We start from the raw sequence: 21,212 nt of genomic DNA on the forward strand, positions 1-21,212 counted from the left end.
TCCCTAGATGAAACGAAAGACAACAATAGTCCTCCTCAGTCTCTTTGCCCTCGGGTCCTTGACCTTGGCTCAGACCAAGCGAGGTGAGCCCCAGAAGAAGACCACCGTCGACGAGGTCGTATGGATGGTCGGTGACGAACCTATCCTCCTATCGGATATAGAGTACCAGAAGCTCTTCGCGCGTAGCCAGGGATTGACGATCAGTGGGGATCCCGACTGCGTCATCCCCGAGCAGATGGCGATACAGAAGCTCTTCCTCAACCAAGCTAAGATCGACAGCGTCCAGGCTAATGAGACTCAGGTAGCTCGCATGGTAGACATGTGGGTGCAGAATGTCATCTCGGAGCTGGGCTCTAAGGAGAAGCTCGAAGAGTACTTCAATAAGAAGCTCTCTCAGATCCGTGAAGAGCGTACCCTGCAGGCTCGTAATGAAGCCATCGTCGAGATGATGAAGTCGAAGATCTCACAGGGAGTACACGTCACCCCATCGGAGATCAGTGCCTTCTACAAGCAGCTCCCTAAGGACAGTCTTCCTTTCATCCCTAAGACCGTAGAGGTGCAGATCATCGCCCTGCAGCCTCAAGTACCGCTGGCAGAGCTCGACCGAGTCAAGAGTACCCTTCGTGGCTATGCCGAGGATGTGAACTCCGGCAAGCGAGAGTTCTCTACCATCGCCCGCCTCTATTCGGAGGACAAGCGTACGGCTTCACGTGGAGGTGAATATGGCTTCGTCGGGAAGGCTTACCTTGATCCCGCCTTCGCCACCGCTGTCTTCAACCTCATGGACAAGACACGTGTCTCCCCCATCATCAAGACCGATGAGGGCTACCACATCGCTCAGCTCATCGAGAAGCGAGGGGATCTAGTGAACTTCCGCCACATCCTCCTTCGTCCTACCGTCGAGGAGAAGGCGATCACCGAAGCCACCGAGCGTATTGACTCGGTCGCTAAGGCTATTCAGGAGGAGAAGATCACCTTCGAGGTCGCTGCTCAACTCTATTCGGATGACAAGAACACGTTCAACAATGGGGGGCTGATGACCAACACCACCAGCGAGAGTGAATTCGCAGGGTCACCTAACTTCCGCTACGAAGATCTCCCTCAAGATATCGCTAAGGTAGCCTATGAGCTCAAGCAAGGTGAGATCTCTAAGCCCTTCGTCATGCATACCGACAAGGGGCTGGAGCAGGTGGCGATCATCCGTATCAAGGAGATCCATCCCGAGCACATGGCGAACATGAACAATGACTTCCGTCGCATCAAGGAGATGGCCCTAGAGAAGAAGCGTAAGCAGGTCATCGATGACTGGATCCGTGCGCGTCAGAAGCAGACGCACATCGAGATCAATGAGCGCTATCGTGACTGCACCTTCCAGTACCCTGATTGGATCCACGAGGATAAGTAATGCCCTCTCATAACAGACGACTCAGCCTATCAGTAGCTCTCGCCCTCCTCGTGATGGGTGGGAGCTACCTCACTTCACGTGCCTCCTATCGTGGCTATACGGCTACGTCGGTAGCCAGCCCTCAGACGCAGGTGAAGCCCACAACTAAGTCGGGTACGCGTATCATCCTTGATCATGCGGATCTGCTCAGCTACGATGCCTCCCTCCAGCCAGGAGTACAGCGGCTCAAGGGGAGCGTAGTCCTCAAGCACGGCAATGCTACGATGACTTGTGATAGCGCCTACCTTAATGAGGACGCACAGGTCTTCGAAGCCTTCGGTGATGTGCACATGGTGCAGGGGGATACGGTGCACATGTATGCCCGCTATCTCTACTATGATGGGGTATCTAAGCTCGCCCGCCTCCGTCACAATGTCCATCTAGCGAACAAGACCACAGACCTCTATACCGATAGTCTTGACTACGATCGTATCGCTGATATTGCTTACTACTTCGAGGGGGGCTCGATCTCCGATGCACAGAATACGCTGACCTCGGACTATGGGCAGTTCCTCCCCGCTACCAACGACGCAGAGTTCCGCTACAATGTCAAGCTCGTCAATGACAAGACGACGATGACCACGGAGCATCTCTTCTACAATACGCACACCCGCATCAGCAGCTACGAGGGCTCTACGCTCATCAAGTCCGACTCGGGTCAGATCGTCTCCCAGCGAGGCATCTATGACGTAGGACGAGATGTAGGCATCCTGCTGGATCGCTCGGAGGTATATTCAGGAGCTAGGACCCTCATCGGGGATTCGATCTACTACGATGGCCCGAGTAAGTTCGGCGAAGCATTCGGTCGGATGCAGCTCTCTGATACGGTGCAGAAGGCGATCCTCTATGGAGACTACGGCTACTTCGATGACAAGCGTAACTATGCCTTCGCTACCTCCCGAGCTCATGCAGAGGAGTATTCGCAGAAGGACACCCTCTATGTCACAGCAGACACCCTAGAGCTCATCAGCCTTCCGATCAAGGGACGTAGACCCCTAGATAGCCTCAGCACGGACTCTACGGCTAAGAGTAAGCCCGACACCATGCAGCGCTACCTCCGTGGCTACCGTCATGTACGTGTCTTCCGTCGGGATGCTCAGGCGGTAGCTGATTCCCTCAGCTATGTCTCGATGGACTCTACCCTATCCCTCTATGGCAAGCCCATCCTCTGGAGTGAGGAGCGGCAACTCTCGGGGGACACCACGCACTTCTACTTCAGGGGCAAGAAGCTCGACTATGTCGATGTCCTCGGGAGTGCGCTCACCATCGAGCATATCGACAGCGTGGACTTCTACAATCAGATGAGTGGCGACACCCTGCGTGCTTACCTACAAGACAGCACCGTCCGAGAGATCATCGTCCGAGGCAAGGTCGAATCTATCTATTACATGAAGGATGAAGGGACGAACGAGTACAATGGCCTCAATCGAATGACCAGCTCGACGATGCATGTCTACCTCGACTCAGGGAAGGTCACCAAATCCATCTGGGTAGGGCCCGTGGAGGGGAAGGCTTATCCTCTAGCGATGGCATCCACCCCCGAGGTCAATCGCCTGAGTAAATTCCTCTGGGCCTCTGACCAGCGCCCCATGCGCAAGGAGGACATCACTACGGTAGGCGATACGCTACCTCCGAGCCAGCAGCACTCCATCCCACTGTCCGACCTCAAGCGATTCAGTGGAGCTAAGGCGGCTCTAGCTGCCTACGAGCCCTTCGAGCGTAAGGCTCGAGAAGAAGCCCAACGTACGGACTCGCTGATCGAGACCTACAATGGGCTTGATGCCGAAGCGTATCGGAAGACTTACCGATGCGTCCTAAGACCTCTCCCCACCGATGGAGAGAACGATTCATCCAACCCTCTCATAGACACTTCATGGGTATACAGAGCTTTTTCAAGCAGAGAAGACCAAGACAGTTCGAGCACAAGCTCATTTACTGGGATCCCAAAAAGGAAGAAATCGCCAAGCGGGTCGAACGCATTAGGCGGGAAATGATCGAAGCGGGAGAGCTGGAGCAAGATCTAGATCAGGGAGCCTCCTCCGAAGGTGCTTCGGGGGCCTCTTCTACACCAGCCAACTATGATGCTACGGAGCAGGTACGAGGAGCCTTCATGCACTCGGCTCGCCACCTCAGTCGACAGCATCGACGGGGCATTACCTCGGCTGATCGCAGTCAGCGTATCATTCGTCTTATGCTCGCCCTCCTTATCCTTGGATTTGCCTTCTGGTACTACTTCATTAGATGAGCGATATTATCCGTCTACTCCCCGAGTCCATTGCCAATCAGATAGCAGCTGGAGAGGTCGTACCCGCCCCAGCCTATCTGGTCAAGGAGCTCGTGGAGAATTCGATCGATGCTGGTGCTTCGCAGATCCAAGTCGAGATCGTAGGCGCTGGGAGGCAGTCTGTGTCCGTGACCGATGACGGCAAGGGGATGTCCCCGACGGATGCCCGCATGGCTTTCGAGCGTCATGCGACCTCCAAGCTCCAGACCATCGATGATCTACAGCGTCTGACGACGATGGGCTTCCGTGGTGAGGCTCTGGCGGCGATCGCCTCTGTCTGTCAGGTGGAGCTACATACACGCATCGCTAGCCTTGATGTGGGGACAGAGCTCATCATCGAGGGGACGAGGGTCAAGTCGCAGTCGCCCGTGGCTTGTGCCGTAGGGACGACCCTCAAGGCGAAGAATATCTTCTACAACACCCCAGGTAGACGCAAGCACCTAGAGGCAAGGAAGGAAGCAACGGAACTGATGGAGATCTGGCGAGAGTTCGCCAAGGTTGCCCTAGCCAATCCGCAGATCGCCTTCTCGCTCCGTGGTGCAGGGAAGTACGACAAGACGCTCCCCGCCAGTTCGCTCAAGGAGCGTATCATCGGCATCGGGGGGCAGAAACTCTCCAAGGCGCTCATCCCCGTGAGCTATGAGAGTGCCTTCTGCACGATACGAGGCTTCATCGGCACCCCCTCCTCAGCACTGAAGAGCGGAGCACAGCAGTACTTCTTCGTCAATGATCGCTTCATCCGTCATCCCTATTTCCACAAGGCGATCAGCCTAGCCTACGAGAACTTCATTCCCGCAGGTACACAGCCCCACTACTTCCTCTTCTTCACCATCCCAGCGGAGAATATCGATGTCAATATCCATCCACAGAAGACTGATGTTCGCTTCATCGATGAGAATACGATCTTCCAAGTGATCCTCAGTCTGGTGCGTGATGCTTTTAGTTCGCATGCCCTAGCCCCGATCATTGACTTCGATGATGCTTCGCAGGTAGAGATCCCCGCCTATGCTGGGCGCAAGGACACGGTGCTTGATCTGGACGAACAGCTTGCCTCTCGCAGTCTTTTGGGGAGTGCTTCTCTCGAGGGGGGAGGCACAGCAGGATCTACCCCTTCCTTTGGAGGCGGAAGACTCGGGGTGCGCCTCTCCTCCTCGGGCCGAAGCTATCTGCCGAAGGAGCCCGAGATGAACTGGGATGATCTCGGGGAGCACTTCGATAGCATGACCTTCGACAAGGAGGATCAGCGCCTCTTCGAAGAGGAACCACAAGAGCAGCCCAGCAAGGGTATCCGTCTCTCTCAAGCGGGCACCCTCAGGGCTCGACCAGCATCGCCTAGCTCCCTCCTGCTCTATCAGAGTCGCTACATCGTCACGACTCTGGGGGAGGCCCTTGCCTTCGTCGATCTAGCTCGTGCGGTACTGCGTATCACCTACGAGCAGTATCGAGCAGACATGACGGCGCATAGCTACCGAGTAGAGCAGCCCCTCTTCCCCGAGGTGCTGGAGTTCGCCCCACAGGAGCTTCCCACGGCGATACAGCTCATGGAAGAGCTCAGTCAAGTGGGCTTTGACTTTGGTGATCTTGGGGATGGACACTATTCGATCGTCGAAGCTCCGTCGTTCATCGCCAAGGATGCCGCTGGGTTCGTCCGACTCATCGTAGCGGACAGCATCGATACGCACCGAGAGGGCACGGAGTATGTCCACATGTTCCTCGCTGAGGTCGCAGCCGAATCGGAGGCGCTCCAGCGAGTCTTCCCGAAGAATGACGAAGGGCTCACCGAGCTCATGGATCAGCTTTTCGCCAGCAGTGATCCCTACTTCACGCCTTCTGGCAAAGCGATCATCACGCTACTAACTGAGCCGATGGTCGCCAACTTCTTCAACTAGCCTACGAGCCCCCACTTGGATCATCTCCTTGCGGGGGCTTTCTTTTCAGCTTAGAGTCTAGATCCTTCTCCCAGAGCGAGCATCACCCGCCCTCGGTAGAGGGAATGATGGAGCTCTACTCTACCCCATTCATGGGGTCCCTTACCGACCCATTCATGGGTCACCCGAGCGACCCATGAATGGCTTACTTGTGGGGACTATGAATGGAGGATATTCTCCCGAGCTTAGGGGGAGCAAGAGCGGAATAGTCCGCCTACAAAGGGGCAGATATCTGAGCCCCCTAAAATGTTGTATCTTTGAGTTGCCTTAGGCATACGACGACGTTGTCCAAGCTGAACGGCAAGCAACAAATCACATCATCTACATGAACAACAATCAACTGATGACCCAGGCTGCGAACAACATTCGTATCCTTGCAGCCAGCATGGTCGAGCGAGCTAAGAGTGGCCACCCTGGTGGGGCTATGGGCGGAGCGGACTTTGTCAATGTCCTCTTCTCTGAGTTCCTCATCTTCGATCCAGATGCACCCACTTGGTCTGGACGTGACCGCTTCTTCATGGACCCGGGGCACATGTCTCCGATGCTCTATGCCCAGCTCTCCCTCCTGGGGAAGTACACGATGGACGAACTCAAGCAGTTCCGTCAGTGGGGAAGTCCTACTCCTGGACACCCTGAGGTCGATGTACTGCGTGGCGTAGAGAATACCTCTGGACCTCTGGGGCAAGGGCATACCTTCGCCGTCGGAGCGGCCATCGCTGCTAAGTTCCTCCAGCATCGCCTAGGCTGGGTCATGAGCCAGACGATCTATGCCTATATCTCCGATGGTGGTATCCAGGAGGAGATCTCTCAGGGGGCAGGTCGTATCGCAGGGCATCTGGGGCTGGACAACCTCATCATGTACTATGATGCCAATAATGTCCAGCTCTCTACGACCGTCGAAGAGGTCGATAGCGAAGATGTAGCTGCTAAGTACAAGGCTTGGGGCTGGCACGTCATCGAGATCGATGGTTGCTGCCCCGATCAGATCCGCACAGCGCTCAAGGAAGCTAAGGCTACCGTCGGCAAGCCTACCCTGATCATCGGGAAGACGGTCATGGGGCGTGGTGCTGTCGGGCCCAATGGTGAGAACTACGAGAATCGTGTCAATACCCATGGTCAGCCCCTCTCGGCTGCTGGCGCATGCTTCGAAGGGACGGTGAAGAACCTCGGTGGTGATCCCAGCGAGCCCTTCCAGATCTTCCCCGAGGTACAGGCGCTCTATGATGCTCGTCTGAATGCCCTCCGTGAGCTGGCTGCTGCCCGCAAGAAGGAAGAACAGACTTGGCGTGAAGACAACCCCGATCGAGCTAAGAAGCTTGACGAATGGTTCTCTGATAATGCTCCTTCGGTAGACTGGAGTCAGGTCGAGCAGAAGCCTAACCAAGCTACCCGAGCTGCCTCTGCTACGGTGCTTAGCACCCTAGCGACTCAGGTCGAGAACATGATCGTAGCCTCCGCTGACCTCTCCAACTCCGATAAGACCGATGGCTTCCTCAAGAAGACCCGAGCTCTGAGCCGTGGGGACTTCGGAGGTGCCTTCCTCCAGCCCGGGGTAGCTGAGCTGACGATGGCTTGCCTCTGTATCGGTATGGCCCTGCATGGTGGGGTCGTAGCTGCCTGCGGTACGTTCTTCGTCTTCTCTGACTACATGAAGCCAGCAGTACGCATGGCCGCCCTCATGGAGCTCCCCGTGAAGTTCATCTGGTCACACGATGCCTTCCGTGTCGGTGAGGATGGACCTACCCATGAGCCCGTAGAGCAGGAAGCACAGATTCGCCTGATGGAGAAGCTCCAGAATCATCACGGCCGAGACAGCGTGCTTGTCCTCCGCCCCTCCGATGTAGAGGAGACTACGGTGGCTTGGCGCATGGCTATGGAGAATATCCATACACCTACCGCTCTCATCCTCTCCCGTCAGAATATCAATGACCTACCCGCTCCCTCTGGAGAGAGCCGACGCACAGCTGCCGAGGCAGCTACACGTGGGGGCTATATCGTCCTTCGTGATGAGAAGCCCGAGGTCGTACTCATCGCCAACGGTAGCGAAGTCTCTACGCTCGTCGAAGGTGCTGAGCTTCTACATAAGGAGGGTATCCAGCTACAGATCGTAGCTGTCCCCAGCGAAGGGCTCTTCCGTCGTCAGAACAAGGAGTATCAGCAGGAAGTCCTTCCCGAGGGTATTGTCCGCTTTGGTCTCACGGCAGGTCTCCCCGTCAATCTGCTAGGACTGGTCGGCGACCATGGCTCGATCTGGGGGCTGAACTCCTTCGGCTTCTCCGCCCCCTACAAGGTGCTGGATGAGAAGCTAGGCTTCACTCCAGAGCATGTCTACCACGAGGTCAAGAAGCTCCTCGGTAAGTAATCCCTCCGTCCTCTACATCACTAGATGATATGAATCAGATAGGCATTTGCTCCGACCACGCTGGCTACGAGGTCAAGGAGCTCGTGAAAGCTCAGCTTACGGCTCGTGGACTGTCGGTCAAGGACTTCGGTTGTCCCTCCAGCGAGCGATGTGATTACCCCGACTTCGCCCACCCTATGGGTCGGGCGATCCAGCAGGGAGAGCTCTCCCGAGGGATCTCCGTCTGTGGCTCAGGCAATGGGATCTCCATGGTCATGAACAAGTACCCTCGGGTACGTGCCGCCCTCTGCTGGGATGTCGAGCTGGCTAAGCTCGCCCGTGAGCACAACGATGCCAATGTACTCTCTCTCCCTGCTCGCTTCATCACGGAGAAGCAGGTCGAGGAGATCGTCTCTGCCTTCCTCGATACAGCCTTCGAGGGAGGACGGCATCAGCCACGTGTCGATAAGATCCCTATTCACGAATAGGACGAGCTCATTCTCGCTATATGCCCCTCGCTAAGTGACATCGAGGGGTGACTGCATCAGGCTAGCCCTTGGGCTCCATACAGGTCCAAGGGCTAGCTATACCCTTCTGGCTGAGACCGCATCTCAGTCGATGCTCTACACTCAGGGATGAGTCACTCGTCCCTTAGCTCATCATCCAATGAAACAGTTCCTCGCCCGCCCGCTCACCTTCGACCGCATGTCTAGAGCTCTTCTCCTAGCTGTGCTGGTCATCCTCATCTTCTGGGCTCTTCAGGCGATATGGAGTATCATCCTGCCCTTCCTGCTGGCAGGTATCTTCGCCTATGTGGTGATGCCTTTGGTGCGCTTCTTCCAGTACACACTGCGCTTGCGCTCCCGAGGGCTCTCTGTCCTGCTTACCCTCCTGCTGCTCGGAGCTATCGTCGCCCTCGGAGTCATCTTCGTCGTCCCTTCGGTCAAGGCTGAGGTCGAGAAGACTCTTCAAGTCATCTCAGGCTACAATGGCGGGCAGGATCTACTGACGATGCTCCTGCCGAAGAATGTCCGTAACTACCTAAGTGGTGGCATCAACTGGGCTAACTTCTCACAGCACCTCTCCTTCGAGAATATCCTAGAGAATACCAAGCTCCTGCTGGATCAGCTCGGAGGGATCATCAATGGCACACTCTCCGTCTTCTCTTGGGGCTTTGTCTTCCTCATTGGGATCATCTACTTCATCTTCATCCTCCTAGACTTTGAGAACCTAGGACGGGGCTTCATAGGTCTCTTCCCCAAGAGATCTCGCCCCACGGTGCATGCGATCTTCTCCGATCTAGATCGCTACATGAACAACTACTTCCGTGGCCAAGCCTTCGTAGCCCTCAGTGTCGGGCTCCTGCTCTCTGTGGGCTTCAATATCATCGGACTACCGATGGCCACGGCTATGGGGATCCTTATCGGTATCTTGAACTTCATCCCCTACATGCAGGCTCTTGGTATCATCCCTCTGGGGCTCGCCTGCCTGCTGATGGCAGCTCAGACCGGTGAGAATGCTTTCATCTGTCTCCTGCTTGGCTATGGAGTGCTGATGATCGTGCAGGTGATCCAGGATATGATCCTCGTCCCCCGTATCATGGGACAGACGATGGGGATGCGCCCCTCGCTGATCCTCCTTGTCCTATCTATATGGGGCTATCTCTTGGGCTTCTTCGGGATGCTCATCGCTCTACCTGCTACGATGTTCATCTACTCACTCTATATGCGCTATGTCCTGCAGGATGAAGACTACATCGAGCGACGTAAGCGAGATGAGGAGAAGCGCAATGCGAAGAAGAAGCGTAGGAGCAAGGCCCTTGCTACCGAAGCAGTATCCACCCCAGAGACCAACGAATAGATGAGGCTATTCTCTCCTGCTACGATCTTCCTGGCCAAAGGGCTCTCTCGCGGTAAAGCACGCCAAGGGACTCGTCGGCTCTCCTCCATCCTTGGGATGACGACGATCGGTGTGGCACTGAGTCTGAGTGTCATGCTCCTCTCGGTGACGATCATCTTAGGCTTCCACCGCCAAGTCCATGAGTTTGCCTTCAGTCAGACGGGACATATCAGCCTCAATGGCTATGGTAGCGACTGGAAGACTTCGACGACCCCGATCCAGATAGCTCCCCGACTCCTCTCCTATCTCCGTCAGCAAGCAGAGATAGAGACCGCTACCCCACTTGTCCAGCAGGCGGGGCTACTCAAGACGGAGGACGACTTCTCGGGGATCCTGCTCTACGGGATCGATTCTAGCTTCCGAAGTCGCTACTTCGAGGAGAATATCCGTTCGGGAGCCTTCCCCTCCTTCACCACGAGCAGTGATGGTCGCCCTCCGATCGTGCTCCCCTCACACGTGGCCCGACGCATGGGCTATCAGGTGGGAGATCATATCCGTATCTACTTCTTCGGAGAGAAGATGCGCATACGTGTCTTTGAGCTCCAAGCGATCTATGAGTCTACGGGGCTTGAGCTCTCCCCTGCACTCTGCCCGATCACGACCCTACAGAAGCTCAACCACTGGGATGAGCATACCTTCAGCCGCCTGCTGATCATGCTCCGCCAGCCCGAGGAGGCAGGGGCGGTCCTAGAGCACTTGATCACGAGCCTCCAAGCTCGTCCAGACCTCATCGGAGAGGAGAACTATGGGATGAACCTCGGCCAAGAGCTCCAGCCCGAGCTCTTCAACTGGCTTGCCTTCCTAGATACCAATGTCTATGCACTACTCTCCCTCATGCTCCTCGTCGGAGGCTTTGCGATGATCACGGGGCTCATCATCATCGTACTGGACAAGAGTAGGCAGATAGGTATCCTCAAGGCGCTTGGTGCTACGAACTCCCAGCTACGACAGACCTTCCTCCTCATCGCTACTCGCCTAATCCTCAAGGGAGTCTTCTGGGGCAATCTCCTAGCCCTCACACTTAGTCTCGTACAGCGACACTACAAGGTCATCAAGCTCAACCCTACGAACTACTTCACCGATGCTGTACCGATCCACTTCGATCTGGGACTATGGCTGGGGATCAACGTCGGTACACTGCTCGTCATCCTCTTGATGGTCATCGTGCCTGCCAGCCTCGTCAGTCGCATCCATCCAGCAGAGAGTATGCGCATCGACTAACTCCATAATATAGGCATAAAGAAAGCCCCTCTTCACAGCTCGGTGAAGAGGGGCTTTTGCTTTCGTGTTTCCTCTAGCGTAAGGTGATGTACTGGACATCCCCCGGCTTGAAGACGAAGAGGATATCCTTGAAGCTTGGAAGTCCATGCTCGGCAGGAGCATTGTTACTGAAGCCGTACTTCTCGGCAGGGATATAGCCATTGAAGTCGAGGGTCTTGTTCCCATTGAGGTCTTGGAAGAGACTAATACCATAGGACCCTTCGGGGAGGTCGATAAGGACGGTCTTAGTGAGTGAGTCCACCTTGGCTATGGCCGTCTTGTAGGGACTCTGAGGGTAGCTCTCCGCAGAACTATAGATAGCGATGAGGAGCTCTCCCTTGGGCTCGGTGATCCCGTCGACAGTGAGCGTCAGAGGGTGAGCAGGTGGAGTCTTCTTCTCTGCTGTGTCTTGAGCCTTGAGCGAAGGAGAGAGGAGCCCCAGCGTGAGGGTCAGTAGGGGCAGGATGCGTCTAAGGTGTCGCATGATCGTAGGAGAATTAGAGTGAGTTGAATAGGATGATCTTTAGGGAGTCTTCTTCTGCTTCCCCGAGAGGGTGATGAAGCAGCCGATGTAGAAGAAGCGAGAGGAGGGTGGCGAGATACGCACGCCCTCTGTGGGGGTCAGCGGGTCGGGCTCGATCCCCCAGTAGTTGGTCGTCCCAAGGACGTTGGTGCATCCCAAGTGGAGAAGCACCTTCTTGGAGGCAATGTAGCTCCAAGAGAGGTCTAGCCGAGAGCGCCGAGGGAGCTGGATGGGTGTGAGGTCATAGCTATAGCCCTTCGCCCCAGCATCTATGTAGTAGCTGCAGCCAAGAAGACTCTTCAGCGCCCCCGACCAGTACTTAGCCGTGAGGCGGAAGGTATGGGGGCTCACATAGCTGGGGGCTAGTGGGCGGAGGTAGCGATCATAGCTCAGCTGAGCTTGGGTATAGGAGTAAGAAGTCGAATAATCGATAGTTCCGAGGCTTCCCTTATGGAAGAGCGTAAGCCCATAGCTCTCCCCTCCCCCTTGGTCGTCGAAGTGCTTGGGGTAGCCCTCTGCTAGAGAGCGGGTGAGATGCTGGTAGCTCTTGTAGAAGAGGGAGAGCTGTACGAGAGGTGTCTTGTCGCCATAGCTGTAGGAGAGCTGAGAGATCTCCGATCGGCTGCTCTTGAGCGCAGGCATGAAGCGGAGGATCTCCTTCTCGGGAAGCTGGGTGTAGCGCCCCCATGAGGCGGAGAAGACATGTCTGCCATGTCGGTAGCCCGCATAGAGGCGGGGAGCGAGGCTCCAAGCCTTGATAAGGCTCGCATACTCACCTCGGAGCCCTGCGCTGAGGCTCAGCCCTCGATGTAGATAGCTGACCTCGAGGAAGGACACGGGCAGATGGTTTGAGAAGTTCAGTTGGTATCGACCTCCTGTGAGTTCGTAGCTCTCACGATAGTCCCTCCAGCTGTAGTCAAGTCCGCCGAGGATGGAGAAGGGTTCACCGCTGTACTTCAGGGCAAGGCGGGCTTCGGCATAGAGGTCATGATCAAGGACTTGGTCCTGTGGAGCGACTAGGGATGAGCCCGAGAAGTCGGAGTACTGAGTATGAGTGCCTACTTCCAGCTGGCACGCTGTGCCTAGGCTTCGTACATAGGTAAGACGACCATAATAACGATCCTCCCGAAGGCGGCTATGGAATGTAGGTAGCGAGGCATTAGGTCTGTAGCCTAAGCCCATTCCCGTATAGCTCAGCTGGGCCTTGAGCGTCGCTTGAGGCAGGTCATGCCAGAGGGAAGCCGTGAGGGAAGGACTATAGAAGCTACGAGTATAAGGGTAGGCACTCGGCATGACCCGATCATAGAGGGAAAGGTCGGTGTAGCTAGCTGAGAGCTCCAGCTTCGTAGCGGAGGAAGGCGCACCCAGTCCCCATGTGAAGCTAGGGCCTATACTACTCAGACTTATGATGCTCCCAGGCTTGACATCCTTCGTATCCCGAGAGAGGATCTGGACCACACCTGAGAGTGCTTGTCCCATCGAAGCAGAGTAGCCCCCTGAGAGGAGGTTTATCTCCTTGCATTCGCTTGGTGAGAGGATGCTTCGTACCGATGAATTCTTGGAGCTGATGCTGTAGGGATTAGGTAGACGCAAGCCATCGATATAGACTTGGCTCTCATGAGGAGCACCGCCCTGCAGACTGAGTCGCCCATCAGTGTCGGAGCTCTGAGCATCGGGATCCTCCATCAGCCCACCGAGGATATCACCGAGGGCTCGTGGCGTCATGAGTATATCCAAGGTTGTGAAGCGGGAGGTAAGTGGAGCATAGCCCGAGATCGGCAGAAGCCTTCGGCGGGAGATGGTGACTCCCTCGATCGACCGCTGCGCCTCAATGAGGATGATCCGATAGATCTGGGATGAAGGGCGAAGGAGCATCACCTTCGACTGATAGCCTTCGGCAAGGAAGACCAGCGAGATACGCTCTATACTATCGGGGAGAGTAAGTAGGAATTCCCCACCCTTCCCCGTCTCGGTGAGCTGTCGTCCCGTAGCTTGGTCGAGGACCTGCACCTTTGGGAGTGGCTCATCAGAGCTGTTGGTTATTCGTCCTCGGAGCTCACGTGCTTCTTGAGCTTGTAGGGACAAGGTGCTCCCCAAGAGGAGGAACAAGATACTTAGAATAAGGGAACGAGGCATGTCTGCGAAGGTGTTACGAGCTTCTGCCCGCTGGTGTTACTTGATCTTGATCCTCATCTCGGTATCCTCATTGAGGGTGAAGGACGCAGGCTTGTAGCGGGGAGGTCCCATCTTGGGACGTGCATCACGACTGAAGCCACAGGGCTCGGTGGGCAGGCGGAAGAAGTTGCGATCCACCTTGCCGTTGCTATTGAGATCCTGATAGATGACGACCGCATAGGTACCTGTCTCCAGCTCAATGACTACTCGTTTGCTGAGGGCATCGACGGGTGTAGTGAGCGTCTTGATGGGCTTCTTGAGGTAGTCCTCGGCGGAGCTGTAGACGGAGATCAAGAGATTGCCTTTCTTCTCTTTTATACCTACGATGTCGAGGTTGAGACGATGAGTCGTCTGTGCCCAGCCTGCTATGCTTGTAAGGAGGAAGGCGGAGAGGAGACCGAGATAGATTCGTTTCATAGGCCGTGTAGATGAGTTGATTCTCTTTTGTGGAGACTTGCGTGTTATAGGATGATCCTACACAACAAAGGTAGTAAAAACCAGCACTTAGTATATGCGTACTAAGAAACTGACACGTCACCCCAAAATGGGTCAAGGAAAATCCCCCCAAACTAGGGTGTCGGAGTAAACTTCCGACGGGGTACTTTCACCTAGCTCTACCCTACTATATATCAGCGATATAGGTTATTTTTAGAAGAACCCTACAGGATGACGCTTCAGAAACCTACGGTAGGTCGTCACTGCGACCTACCGTAGGTCGCCTCGACGACCCACAGTAGGTTTTTCTTGCGACCCACCATAGGTCGCAAAAAGGCACTCCAGAGCGCTCCCCCATCCTCCATCCCTTCGAGAGGAGATAAAGCTCCTCTCTATCGAGTCCCAATACGACCTTCTGCATGAGCAAACACTTAATAAATGCTACCTTTGTAGTCTATTCTGTGGGGAGCGTCTAGCTCACCCCATATATTATTCAGCTATCACTCTATCGTATCAGAGACCGATTATGTCGATCATACAGTCCTTGCAGCATGCCACAGTAGAGGCCGTGAAGGCGCTCTATGGACAAGCCCCTGAAGCATCACAGATCCAGCTCCAGAAGACTCGTAGTGAGTTCGAAGGGCAGTGGACACTCGTGACCTTCCCCCTGCTTAAGATCTCACACAAGAACCCTGAGGTTACCGCCCAAGAGCTAGGTGCCTACCTTCTGGAGCATAGCTCTCTGGTAGCAGCTATTCAGGTCGTCAAGGGCTTCCTCAACCTCAGTATCGCTCCTTCAGCTTGGGTCGAAGACTTCAATGAGATCCGTGCTGATGAGACCTTCGGACACAAGCAGGCGAGCGAGGATGCTCCCTTCGTGATGGTCGAATACTCTTCGCCCAATACCAACAAGCCTCTGCACCTAGGGCACGTGCGCAACAACCTCCTTGGCTACAGCATCGCCCTCATCCTCAAAGCTTCGGGGAATAAGGTCTTCAAGACGAACATCGTCAATGACCGAGGTATCCATATCTGTAAGTCCATGCTCGCTTGGCAGCGCTGGGGCAATGGAGCTACCCCCGAAAGTACGGGGAAGAAGGGCGACCATCTGATCGGTGACTTCTACGTCCTCTTCGACAAGCACTTCAAGGAAGAGGTCTCTGCCCTGATGGCCGAGGGCAAGACAAAGGAAGAGGCTGAAGCTGCTTCTCCGCTTATGTCCGAGGCTCGTGCTATGCTCCGTAAGTGGGAGGAAGGCGATGAGGAGATCCGTGGTCTATGGCGCAAGATGAACGCTTGGGTCTACGAGGGCTTCGATGAGACTTACCACCGCATGGGTGTGAGCTTCGACAAGGTCTACTATGAGTCGGAGACTTACCTCCTCGGTAAGGGAGAAGTCCTGCGAGGACTCAGCGAAGGGAAGTTCGTCCAAGATCCCGATGGCTCCGTATGGGCAGACTTCACGGACGAAGGACTTGACCGCAAGATCCTCCTGCGCTCCGATGGTACCTCCGTCTACATCACTCAGGATATCGGCACAGCGAAGATGCGCTTCGACGAGTATCCCATCGACAAGATGGTCTACGTCGTAGGCAATGAGCAGGAGTATCACTTCAAGGTGCTCTCCCTCCTGCTCGATCGCCTAGGCTATGCCTTTGGTAAGGGGCTCGTACACTTCAGCTATGGCATGGTAGAGCTCCCCGAGGGTAAGATGAAGAGCCGTGAAGGGACGGTCGTCGATGCAGATGATCTCATGGATGAGATGATCGCTACGGCACGAACCATCGCCGAAGAGCAGGGTAAGGCCAAGGACATGACTCCCGAAGAAGCCAGCGAAGTAGCTCGCCGTGTAGGTCTAGGCTCGCTGAAGTACTTCATCCTCAAGGTGGACCCACGCAAGAACATGACCTTCAACCCCAAGGAAAGTATCGACTTCAATGGGAATACAGGGTCCTTCATCCAGTACACCTATGCTCGTATTCGCAGCGTACTACGCAAGGCCACAGAGTCGGGTATTACCCTCCCCTCTTCCTTTGCTCCAGAGAGCCTAGAGCTCTCGACCAAGGAGCAGGAACTCATCGCTAAGGTCGCCGAGTATGCCGAAGCAGTAGAGGAAGCTGCACGTAGCTACAGCCCTGCTGTCATCGCTAACTACGTCTATGATCTCGTGAAGGAGTACAACCAGTTCTATCACGACTTCTCCATCCTCAGAGAGGAGCGCACGGAGCTAAGAGACTTCCGTCTAGCGCTCTCCGAAGTCGTCGCTCGCACAATCGCTTCGGGCTTCGCTCTTCTGGGTATCGAGATGCCTGAGCGCATGTGATCGGACTCGGAGTATCCTGACGATATTCATGGAGGCTATCTTGCGATAGGCAGGATAGCCTCCTAGTCTATAAGTTTATTTCGTACCTTTCGAAGCAGAGAGAAGTATGGTATCAGTATCAGCCGTATCCGCATCTATGTTTAGCCCTAGTCAAGAGCTCCAGATCTATAGTAGTAGCCGCTACCTCCTCGGGGTCCTCCAGCCTCGTCTCGATAGAGCTTGTCGTCTCCAGGTGAGAGACTGGCTCATAGAGGCAGTGCGTGCTGGGAGCTTCTCCTCCGAGGATGAAGGGCTACATAGCATCCCCGATATCATCGTACAGCTAGAGGTCGCTTGCCTCATTAGCCGAGAGCTGGGCCTCAATGCTCACTCCATCCTCTCCGTCCTCCTCTACCGTCCCTTCAGTAGCGGACTCATCACGGCGAGCGAGGTCAGATCGGTATGTGGCGAGGAGGTCGTGCGCCTACTCCAGCTACTCATGCGTACCTCGGAGCTCTATATGCGCAAGGAGGCGATTAGCTCGGAGAACTTCCACAACCTCCTGATCTCTATGGCCGAGGATATGCGTGTGGTGCTCATCATCATCGCCTATCGCCTCTACCTCTTACGTCATGCTTCGAAGATCTATACCGGCGAAGGGCGCAGAGCTTTGGCATCGGAAGTCTCCTTCCTCTATGCCCCCATTGCCCATCGCCTCGGGCTCTACAAGATCAAGGGCGAGATGGAGGACCTTTGCCTCAAGTACCTCCAGCCTAAGATCTACGGCTTCATCACACGCAAGCTACGTGAGACTAAGGATGTGCGTGATGCTTATATAGCAGAGTTCATCCGCATCGTCAGAGAGTCACTCGAGAAGAACCTTCAGGATGTGCCCTTCGAGATGAAGGGGCGTGTCAAGAGCGTCAGCTCCATCAGCAACAAGCTGAAGAAGCTACCCTTCGAGGATATCTATGATGTCTTCGCTATCCGCATCATCATCGATGTCCCCTTAGAGCGTGAACGCCAAGTCTGCTGGCAGATCTACTCGATCGTAGCCGATATGTACCGCCCTAATCCCGAGCGCCTCAAGGACTGGATCTCCATCCCTAAGAGTAATGGCTACGAGAGCCTGCACACTACGGTCATGGGACCAGGTAATCGCTGGGTAGAGGTACAGATCCGCTCCAAGCGTATGGATGCCATCGCCGAGCAGGGTGTCGCCGCTCACTGGCGCTACAAGGGCATCCGTAGTGAGAGTGGGCTTGATGAGTTCCTCGCCTCTGTGCGTGAAGCTCTAGAGACCGTACGTGATGATGCCACCGGTGAGGAAGAGAAGCGCCAGACGCTAGAGTCTTCGCTACTCACACTGAAGGCTCAGGAGATCTACGTCTTCACTCCTAAGGGGGAGATCATCAAGCTCCCTCAGGGCGCTACGCTCCTAGACTTTGCCTTCGCCATACATAGTCGAGTCGGTGCACGAGCTATCTCGGGGAAGGTCAATGGGAAGAACGTATCGCTCCGCCACCAGCTCTCCAACGGTGATAGTGTAGAGATCCTCACCTCCCCACAGCAGACACCCAAGGCAGGCTGGCTATCAATCGTCGTCAGCCCTAAGGCTAAGGCCAAGATACGTCAGCTCCTCCGTGCCGAGGAGCAAGCAGGTATCGGTGTGGCAAAGGAGATGATCCAGCGCCGAATCAAGAACCGCAAGCTCCCCTTCGACGAGGCTGCATTCATCCGCATCACCCTACGCAAGGGCTACAAGAATCTCTCGGACTTCTATCGAGATCTCACCGATAGTAAAATAGAAGTCCAAGACTTCCTCAACCTCTACGAACAAGAGCTAGCTGCAGCAGCCCTCATCGAAGCTCAGCCCTCTATCGGCTCGGCTCGCTCTGCGGAGGACTTCACCTACAGCTCAGCAGAGGAGAAGGATAGCCCAATCAGTTCTTCGGAGGTGCTTATCCTCGACAGAGGGCTCACGGGTGTGGCTTATAGCCTAGCGCAGTGCTGTCGTCCACTCTATGGCGATGAGGTCTTTGGCCTCGTGACGACACGTGGGATCAAGGTGCATCGCATGAACTGCCCCAATGCCCCCGACATGTTCGCTCACTCCCCCCACAAGATCATCTGCGCTAAGTGGAATGGAGAGAGCGGAAGCACGCAGGTCGCCTCCCTCGAGGTCGTAGGTCGAGATGAGCTATCTATCGCTACCAACATCACCTCACTCATTCGGAAGGAGTCGGGGGTCAAGCTCCGCAGCTATTCGATCAATTCGCAGGATGGTCTCTTCCACGGCTCCTTCGTCCTCTACGTAGAGCGTCGTGAAGCATTGACGATCCTACTCAAGAAGATACGTAGCGCTTCGGGTGTCAAGCACGCTGAGCTAGCTACAAGACAGTAAAGAAGAACTCAACTAAACACACAACTTAACGTTACTATGGACATTACTGAAAGAGAGCTGAAGTACCTAGGACTTCTCTCCAAGCAGTTCCCTAATGCTGCTACTGCCGCCTCAGAGATCATCAACCTACAGGCGATCCTCAACCTACCTAAGGGTACCGAGCACTTCCTTGCCGATATCCATGGGGAGTACGAAGCATTCATCCATGTACTGAAGAATGCTTCTGGTACGATTCGTGTCAAGGTCGAGACGCTCTTCCTTGGGCAGATCCGTGAGCAGGAGCTTCGCCAGCTCTGCACCTTGATCTATTACCCTAAGGAAAGTCTAGAGCGACTGAGCCAGCAGAAGTTGATCAGCCGTGATTGGTACAAGGTCACCCTCAATCAGCTGATCAAGGTCCTCCAGCGCGTCAGTGAGAAGTACACCCGCTCCAAGGTGCGTAAAGCCCTGCCTCCTCAGTACAGCTATGTCACGCAGGAGCTGACCCATGAGGACAGCATGAACCCCAAGAAGTCCGCCTATATCGGAGCTATCCTTGACTCGATCATCGACACAGGTCAGGCAGACGACTTCATCACCGCTATCTGTGAGACGATCCAGAGACTTGCTATTGATCGTCTGCATATCGTAGGTGATGTCTTCGACCGAGGTCCTGGAGCGCAGTTCATCATGGATAAGCTCTTGACCTATCACAATGTCGATGTGCAGTGGGGGAATCATGACATGCTCTGGATGGGGGCAGCTGTAGGGAATGCCGCAAGTATGGCCAACGCCATACGTATCGCCCTACGCTATGCTAACCTCTCCACCCTAGAGAGTGGCTATGGGATCAATATGCTTCCTCTGGCGCGTCTGGCGATGGAGGTCTATGCTAAGGATCCTTGTAAGCCCTTTATGCCTAAGCTTGGGGATGCTGATGAGACCTACGATGAGAAGAGCATCCAGCTCATGGGGCAGATGCACAAGGCCATCGCTATCATCCAGTTCAAGCTAGAGCATCAGATCATCGCACGCCGTCCTGAGTACAAGATGGAGGAGAGAGATCTCCTACACCGGATCAATAGAGAGGATGGGACGATCACCCTACCCAACGGGAAGACCTATGCCCTCAAGGACACCTTCTTCCCCACCATTGATCCTAATGACCCCTACAAACTCACGGATGCCGAAGCAGATGTAGTAGAGAAGCTGATGCACTCCTTCCGTCACAGCGAGAAGCTCCTCAAGCATATCAACTTCCTCTACAAGAAGGGCGGTATGTACCTTACCTACAACCACAACTTGCTCTTCCATGCCTCTGTGCCCCTCAACGAGGATAAGACCTTCCGCAAGGTGCGTGTTGGTAAGAAGACTTACACAGGTAAGGCCATGATGGACCGAGTCGATGAGTTCGTCCGTCTTGCTCACTGGTCTTCTGCGGACCAGCCTGAGCACGAGGAAGCACTCGACTACATGTGGTACCTCTGGTGCGGACCAGACTCTCCGCTCTTCGACAAGTCAGCGATGACGACCTTCGAACGCTACTTCATCGCAGAGAAGGAGACCCATCACGAGGAGAAGGGCTTCTACTACGTCTACCGTACTGAGAAGGAAGTATGTGACATGATCCTCGAGGAGTTTGGTCTGACGAGCTCCGAGTCACATATCATCAACGGGCATGTACCTGTCCGTGAAGTCAAGGGCGAACATCCCGTCCAAGCTGGAGGGAAGATCATGCTCATCGACGGAGGATTTAGCCGTGCCTATCAGTCCAGCACAGGGATTGCAGGGTACACGCTGATCTTCAACTCGCAGGGACTACATCTGGTCAAGCACGAGCCCTTCAGCTCGACCAAGGAGGCGATTGAGCACATGGAAGACATCTCAAGCACCTCGGTTGTCAAGGCCTACTCTACAGATCGCATCCTAGTCCGAGATACAGACCAAGGCTTGATCCTAGAGGATCAGATCGAAGAGCTGAAGAAGCTCCTCTATGCTTATCGTCATGGTCTGATCAAGGAGCGAGAATAATTCTAGATCCTACCCTGTCTAGCTCAAAGCCCCTCCTCTCCCTCCCATTCTCTGGAGGTATGAGGAGGGGCTTTTTATGACCTTAGAGCTTGTAGATTCGCTATCTATACTCACTTCTAGCTATTTCCTAGCCACTTATCTTCTATCTATTTGCATGTATAATAGATCTGAGTGGTCTTTGTATCAGCCCCTTAGCAAGGAGACTAT

At 54.9% G+C, this 21,212-nt stretch carries 14 protein-coding genes; 11 read left to right on the forward strand and 3 right to left on the reverse strand.

The features are described 5' to 3' along the window. The first annotated feature begins 7 nt into the window (after positions 1–7). The 8 genes from Q0336_RS04435 (at position 8) to Q0336_RS04470 (ending at position 11,117) form a co-directional block, all read left to right on the forward strand. On the forward strand, positions 8–1,405 hold the full coding sequence (locus Q0336_RS04435; protein ID WP_298526102.1) for a peptidylprolyl isomerase: 1,398 nt from the start codon (positions 8–10) through the stop codon (positions 1,403–1,405). Next, positions 1,405–3,438 (forward strand): OstA-like protein, encoded by a 2,034-nt coding sequence (locus Q0336_RS04440; protein ID WP_298526103.1) that lies wholly within the window; start codon positions 1,405–1,407, stop codon positions 3,436–3,438. Before Q0336_RS04435 ends, Q0336_RS04440 begins: the two co-directional genes overlap by 1 nt. Then, the gene (locus Q0336_RS04445) at positions 3,435–3,689 is read left to right on the forward strand and encodes a hypothetical protein (RefSeq protein WP_298526105.1); all 255 of its coding nucleotides are present in this window, start codon (positions 3,435–3,437) and stop codon (positions 3,687–3,689) included. Before Q0336_RS04440 ends, Q0336_RS04445 begins: the two co-directional genes overlap by 4 nt. Beyond that, positions 3,686–5,617: a DNA mismatch repair endonuclease MutL gene (gene mutL, locus Q0336_RS04450; RefSeq protein ID WP_298526107.1), complete on the forward strand. Its 1,932-nt coding sequence runs from the start codon at positions 3,686–3,688 to the stop codon at positions 5,615–5,617. The genes Q0336_RS04445 and mutL overlap by 4 nt, the downstream gene beginning before the upstream one ends. Positions 5,618–5,981: 364 nt before the next feature. Beyond that, on the forward strand, positions 5,982–8,018 hold the full coding sequence (locus tag Q0336_RS04455) for a transketolase (RefSeq protein WP_298526108.1): 2,037 nt from the start codon (positions 5,982–5,984) through the stop codon (positions 8,016–8,018). A gap of 29 nt (positions 8,019–8,047) precedes the next feature. Next, complete coding sequence (gene rpiB, locus Q0336_RS04460) at positions 8,048–8,485, forward strand: ribose 5-phosphate isomerase B (RefSeq protein WP_298526110.1); 438 nt, start codon at positions 8,048–8,050, stop codon at positions 8,483–8,485. Positions 8,486–8,663: 178 nt separating this feature from the next. Next, positions 8,664–9,857, forward strand: a complete 1,194-nt coding sequence (locus tag Q0336_RS04465; protein ID WP_298526112.1) for an AI-2E family transporter — start codon at positions 8,664–8,666, stop codon at positions 9,855–9,857. Further along, on the forward strand, positions 9,858–11,117 hold the full coding sequence (locus Q0336_RS04470; RefSeq protein ID WP_298526114.1) for an FtsX-like permease family protein: 1,260 nt from the start codon (positions 9,858–9,860) through the stop codon (positions 11,115–11,117). It abuts the gene before it with no gap. 73 nt (positions 11,118–11,190) lie between these two features. Here Q0336_RS04470 and Q0336_RS04475 read toward each other — a convergent pair whose 3' ends face one another. From Q0336_RS04475 to Q0336_RS04485, 3 genes are all read right to left on the reverse strand, one after another. Beyond that, positions 11,191–11,640 (reverse strand): DUF2141 domain-containing protein, encoded by a 450-nt coding sequence (locus Q0336_RS04475; protein ID WP_298526116.1) that lies wholly within the window; start codon positions 11,638–11,640, stop codon positions 11,191–11,193. Positions 11,641–11,679: 39 nt separating this feature from the next. Beyond that, positions 11,680–13,764, reverse strand: a complete 2,085-nt coding sequence (locus Q0336_RS04480) for a TonB-dependent receptor (protein ID WP_298526118.1) — start codon at positions 13,762–13,764, stop codon at positions 11,680–11,682. Between the two features lie 87 nt (positions 13,765–13,851). Continuing rightward, positions 13,852–14,271 carry a DUF2141 domain-containing protein gene (locus Q0336_RS04485; RefSeq protein WP_298526120.1) on the reverse strand — a complete coding sequence of 140 codons (420 nt, stop codon included), beginning with the start codon at positions 14,269–14,271 and terminating at the stop codon, positions 13,852–13,854. Positions 14,272–14,815: 544 nt separating this feature from the next. Between Q0336_RS04485 and argS the strand changes: the two genes are divergently transcribed. From argS to Q0336_RS04500, 3 genes are all read left to right on the forward strand, one after another. After that, on the forward strand, positions 14,816–16,612 hold the full coding sequence (gene argS, locus Q0336_RS04490) for an arginine--tRNA ligase (protein WP_298526122.1): 1,797 nt from the start codon (positions 14,816–14,818) through the stop codon (positions 16,610–16,612). Between the two features lie 106 nt (positions 16,613–16,718). Beyond that, complete coding sequence (locus Q0336_RS04495) at positions 16,719–18,995, forward strand: TGS domain-containing protein (protein ID WP_298526124.1); 2,277 nt, start codon at positions 16,719–16,721, stop codon at positions 18,993–18,995. A gap of 36 nt (positions 18,996–19,031) precedes the next feature. Beyond that, positions 19,032–21,005: a fructose-1,6-bisphosphatase gene (locus Q0336_RS04500; RefSeq protein WP_298526126.1), complete on the forward strand. Its 1,974-nt coding sequence runs from the start codon at positions 19,032–19,034 to the stop codon at positions 21,003–21,005. The last annotated feature ends 207 nt before the right edge of the window (positions 21,006–21,212 follow it).

The sequence above is a fragment of the uncultured Porphyromonas sp. genome, assembly GCF_938039215.1.
GTDB lineage: Bacteria > Bacteroidota > Bacteroidia > Bacteroidales > Porphyromonadaceae > Porphyromonas.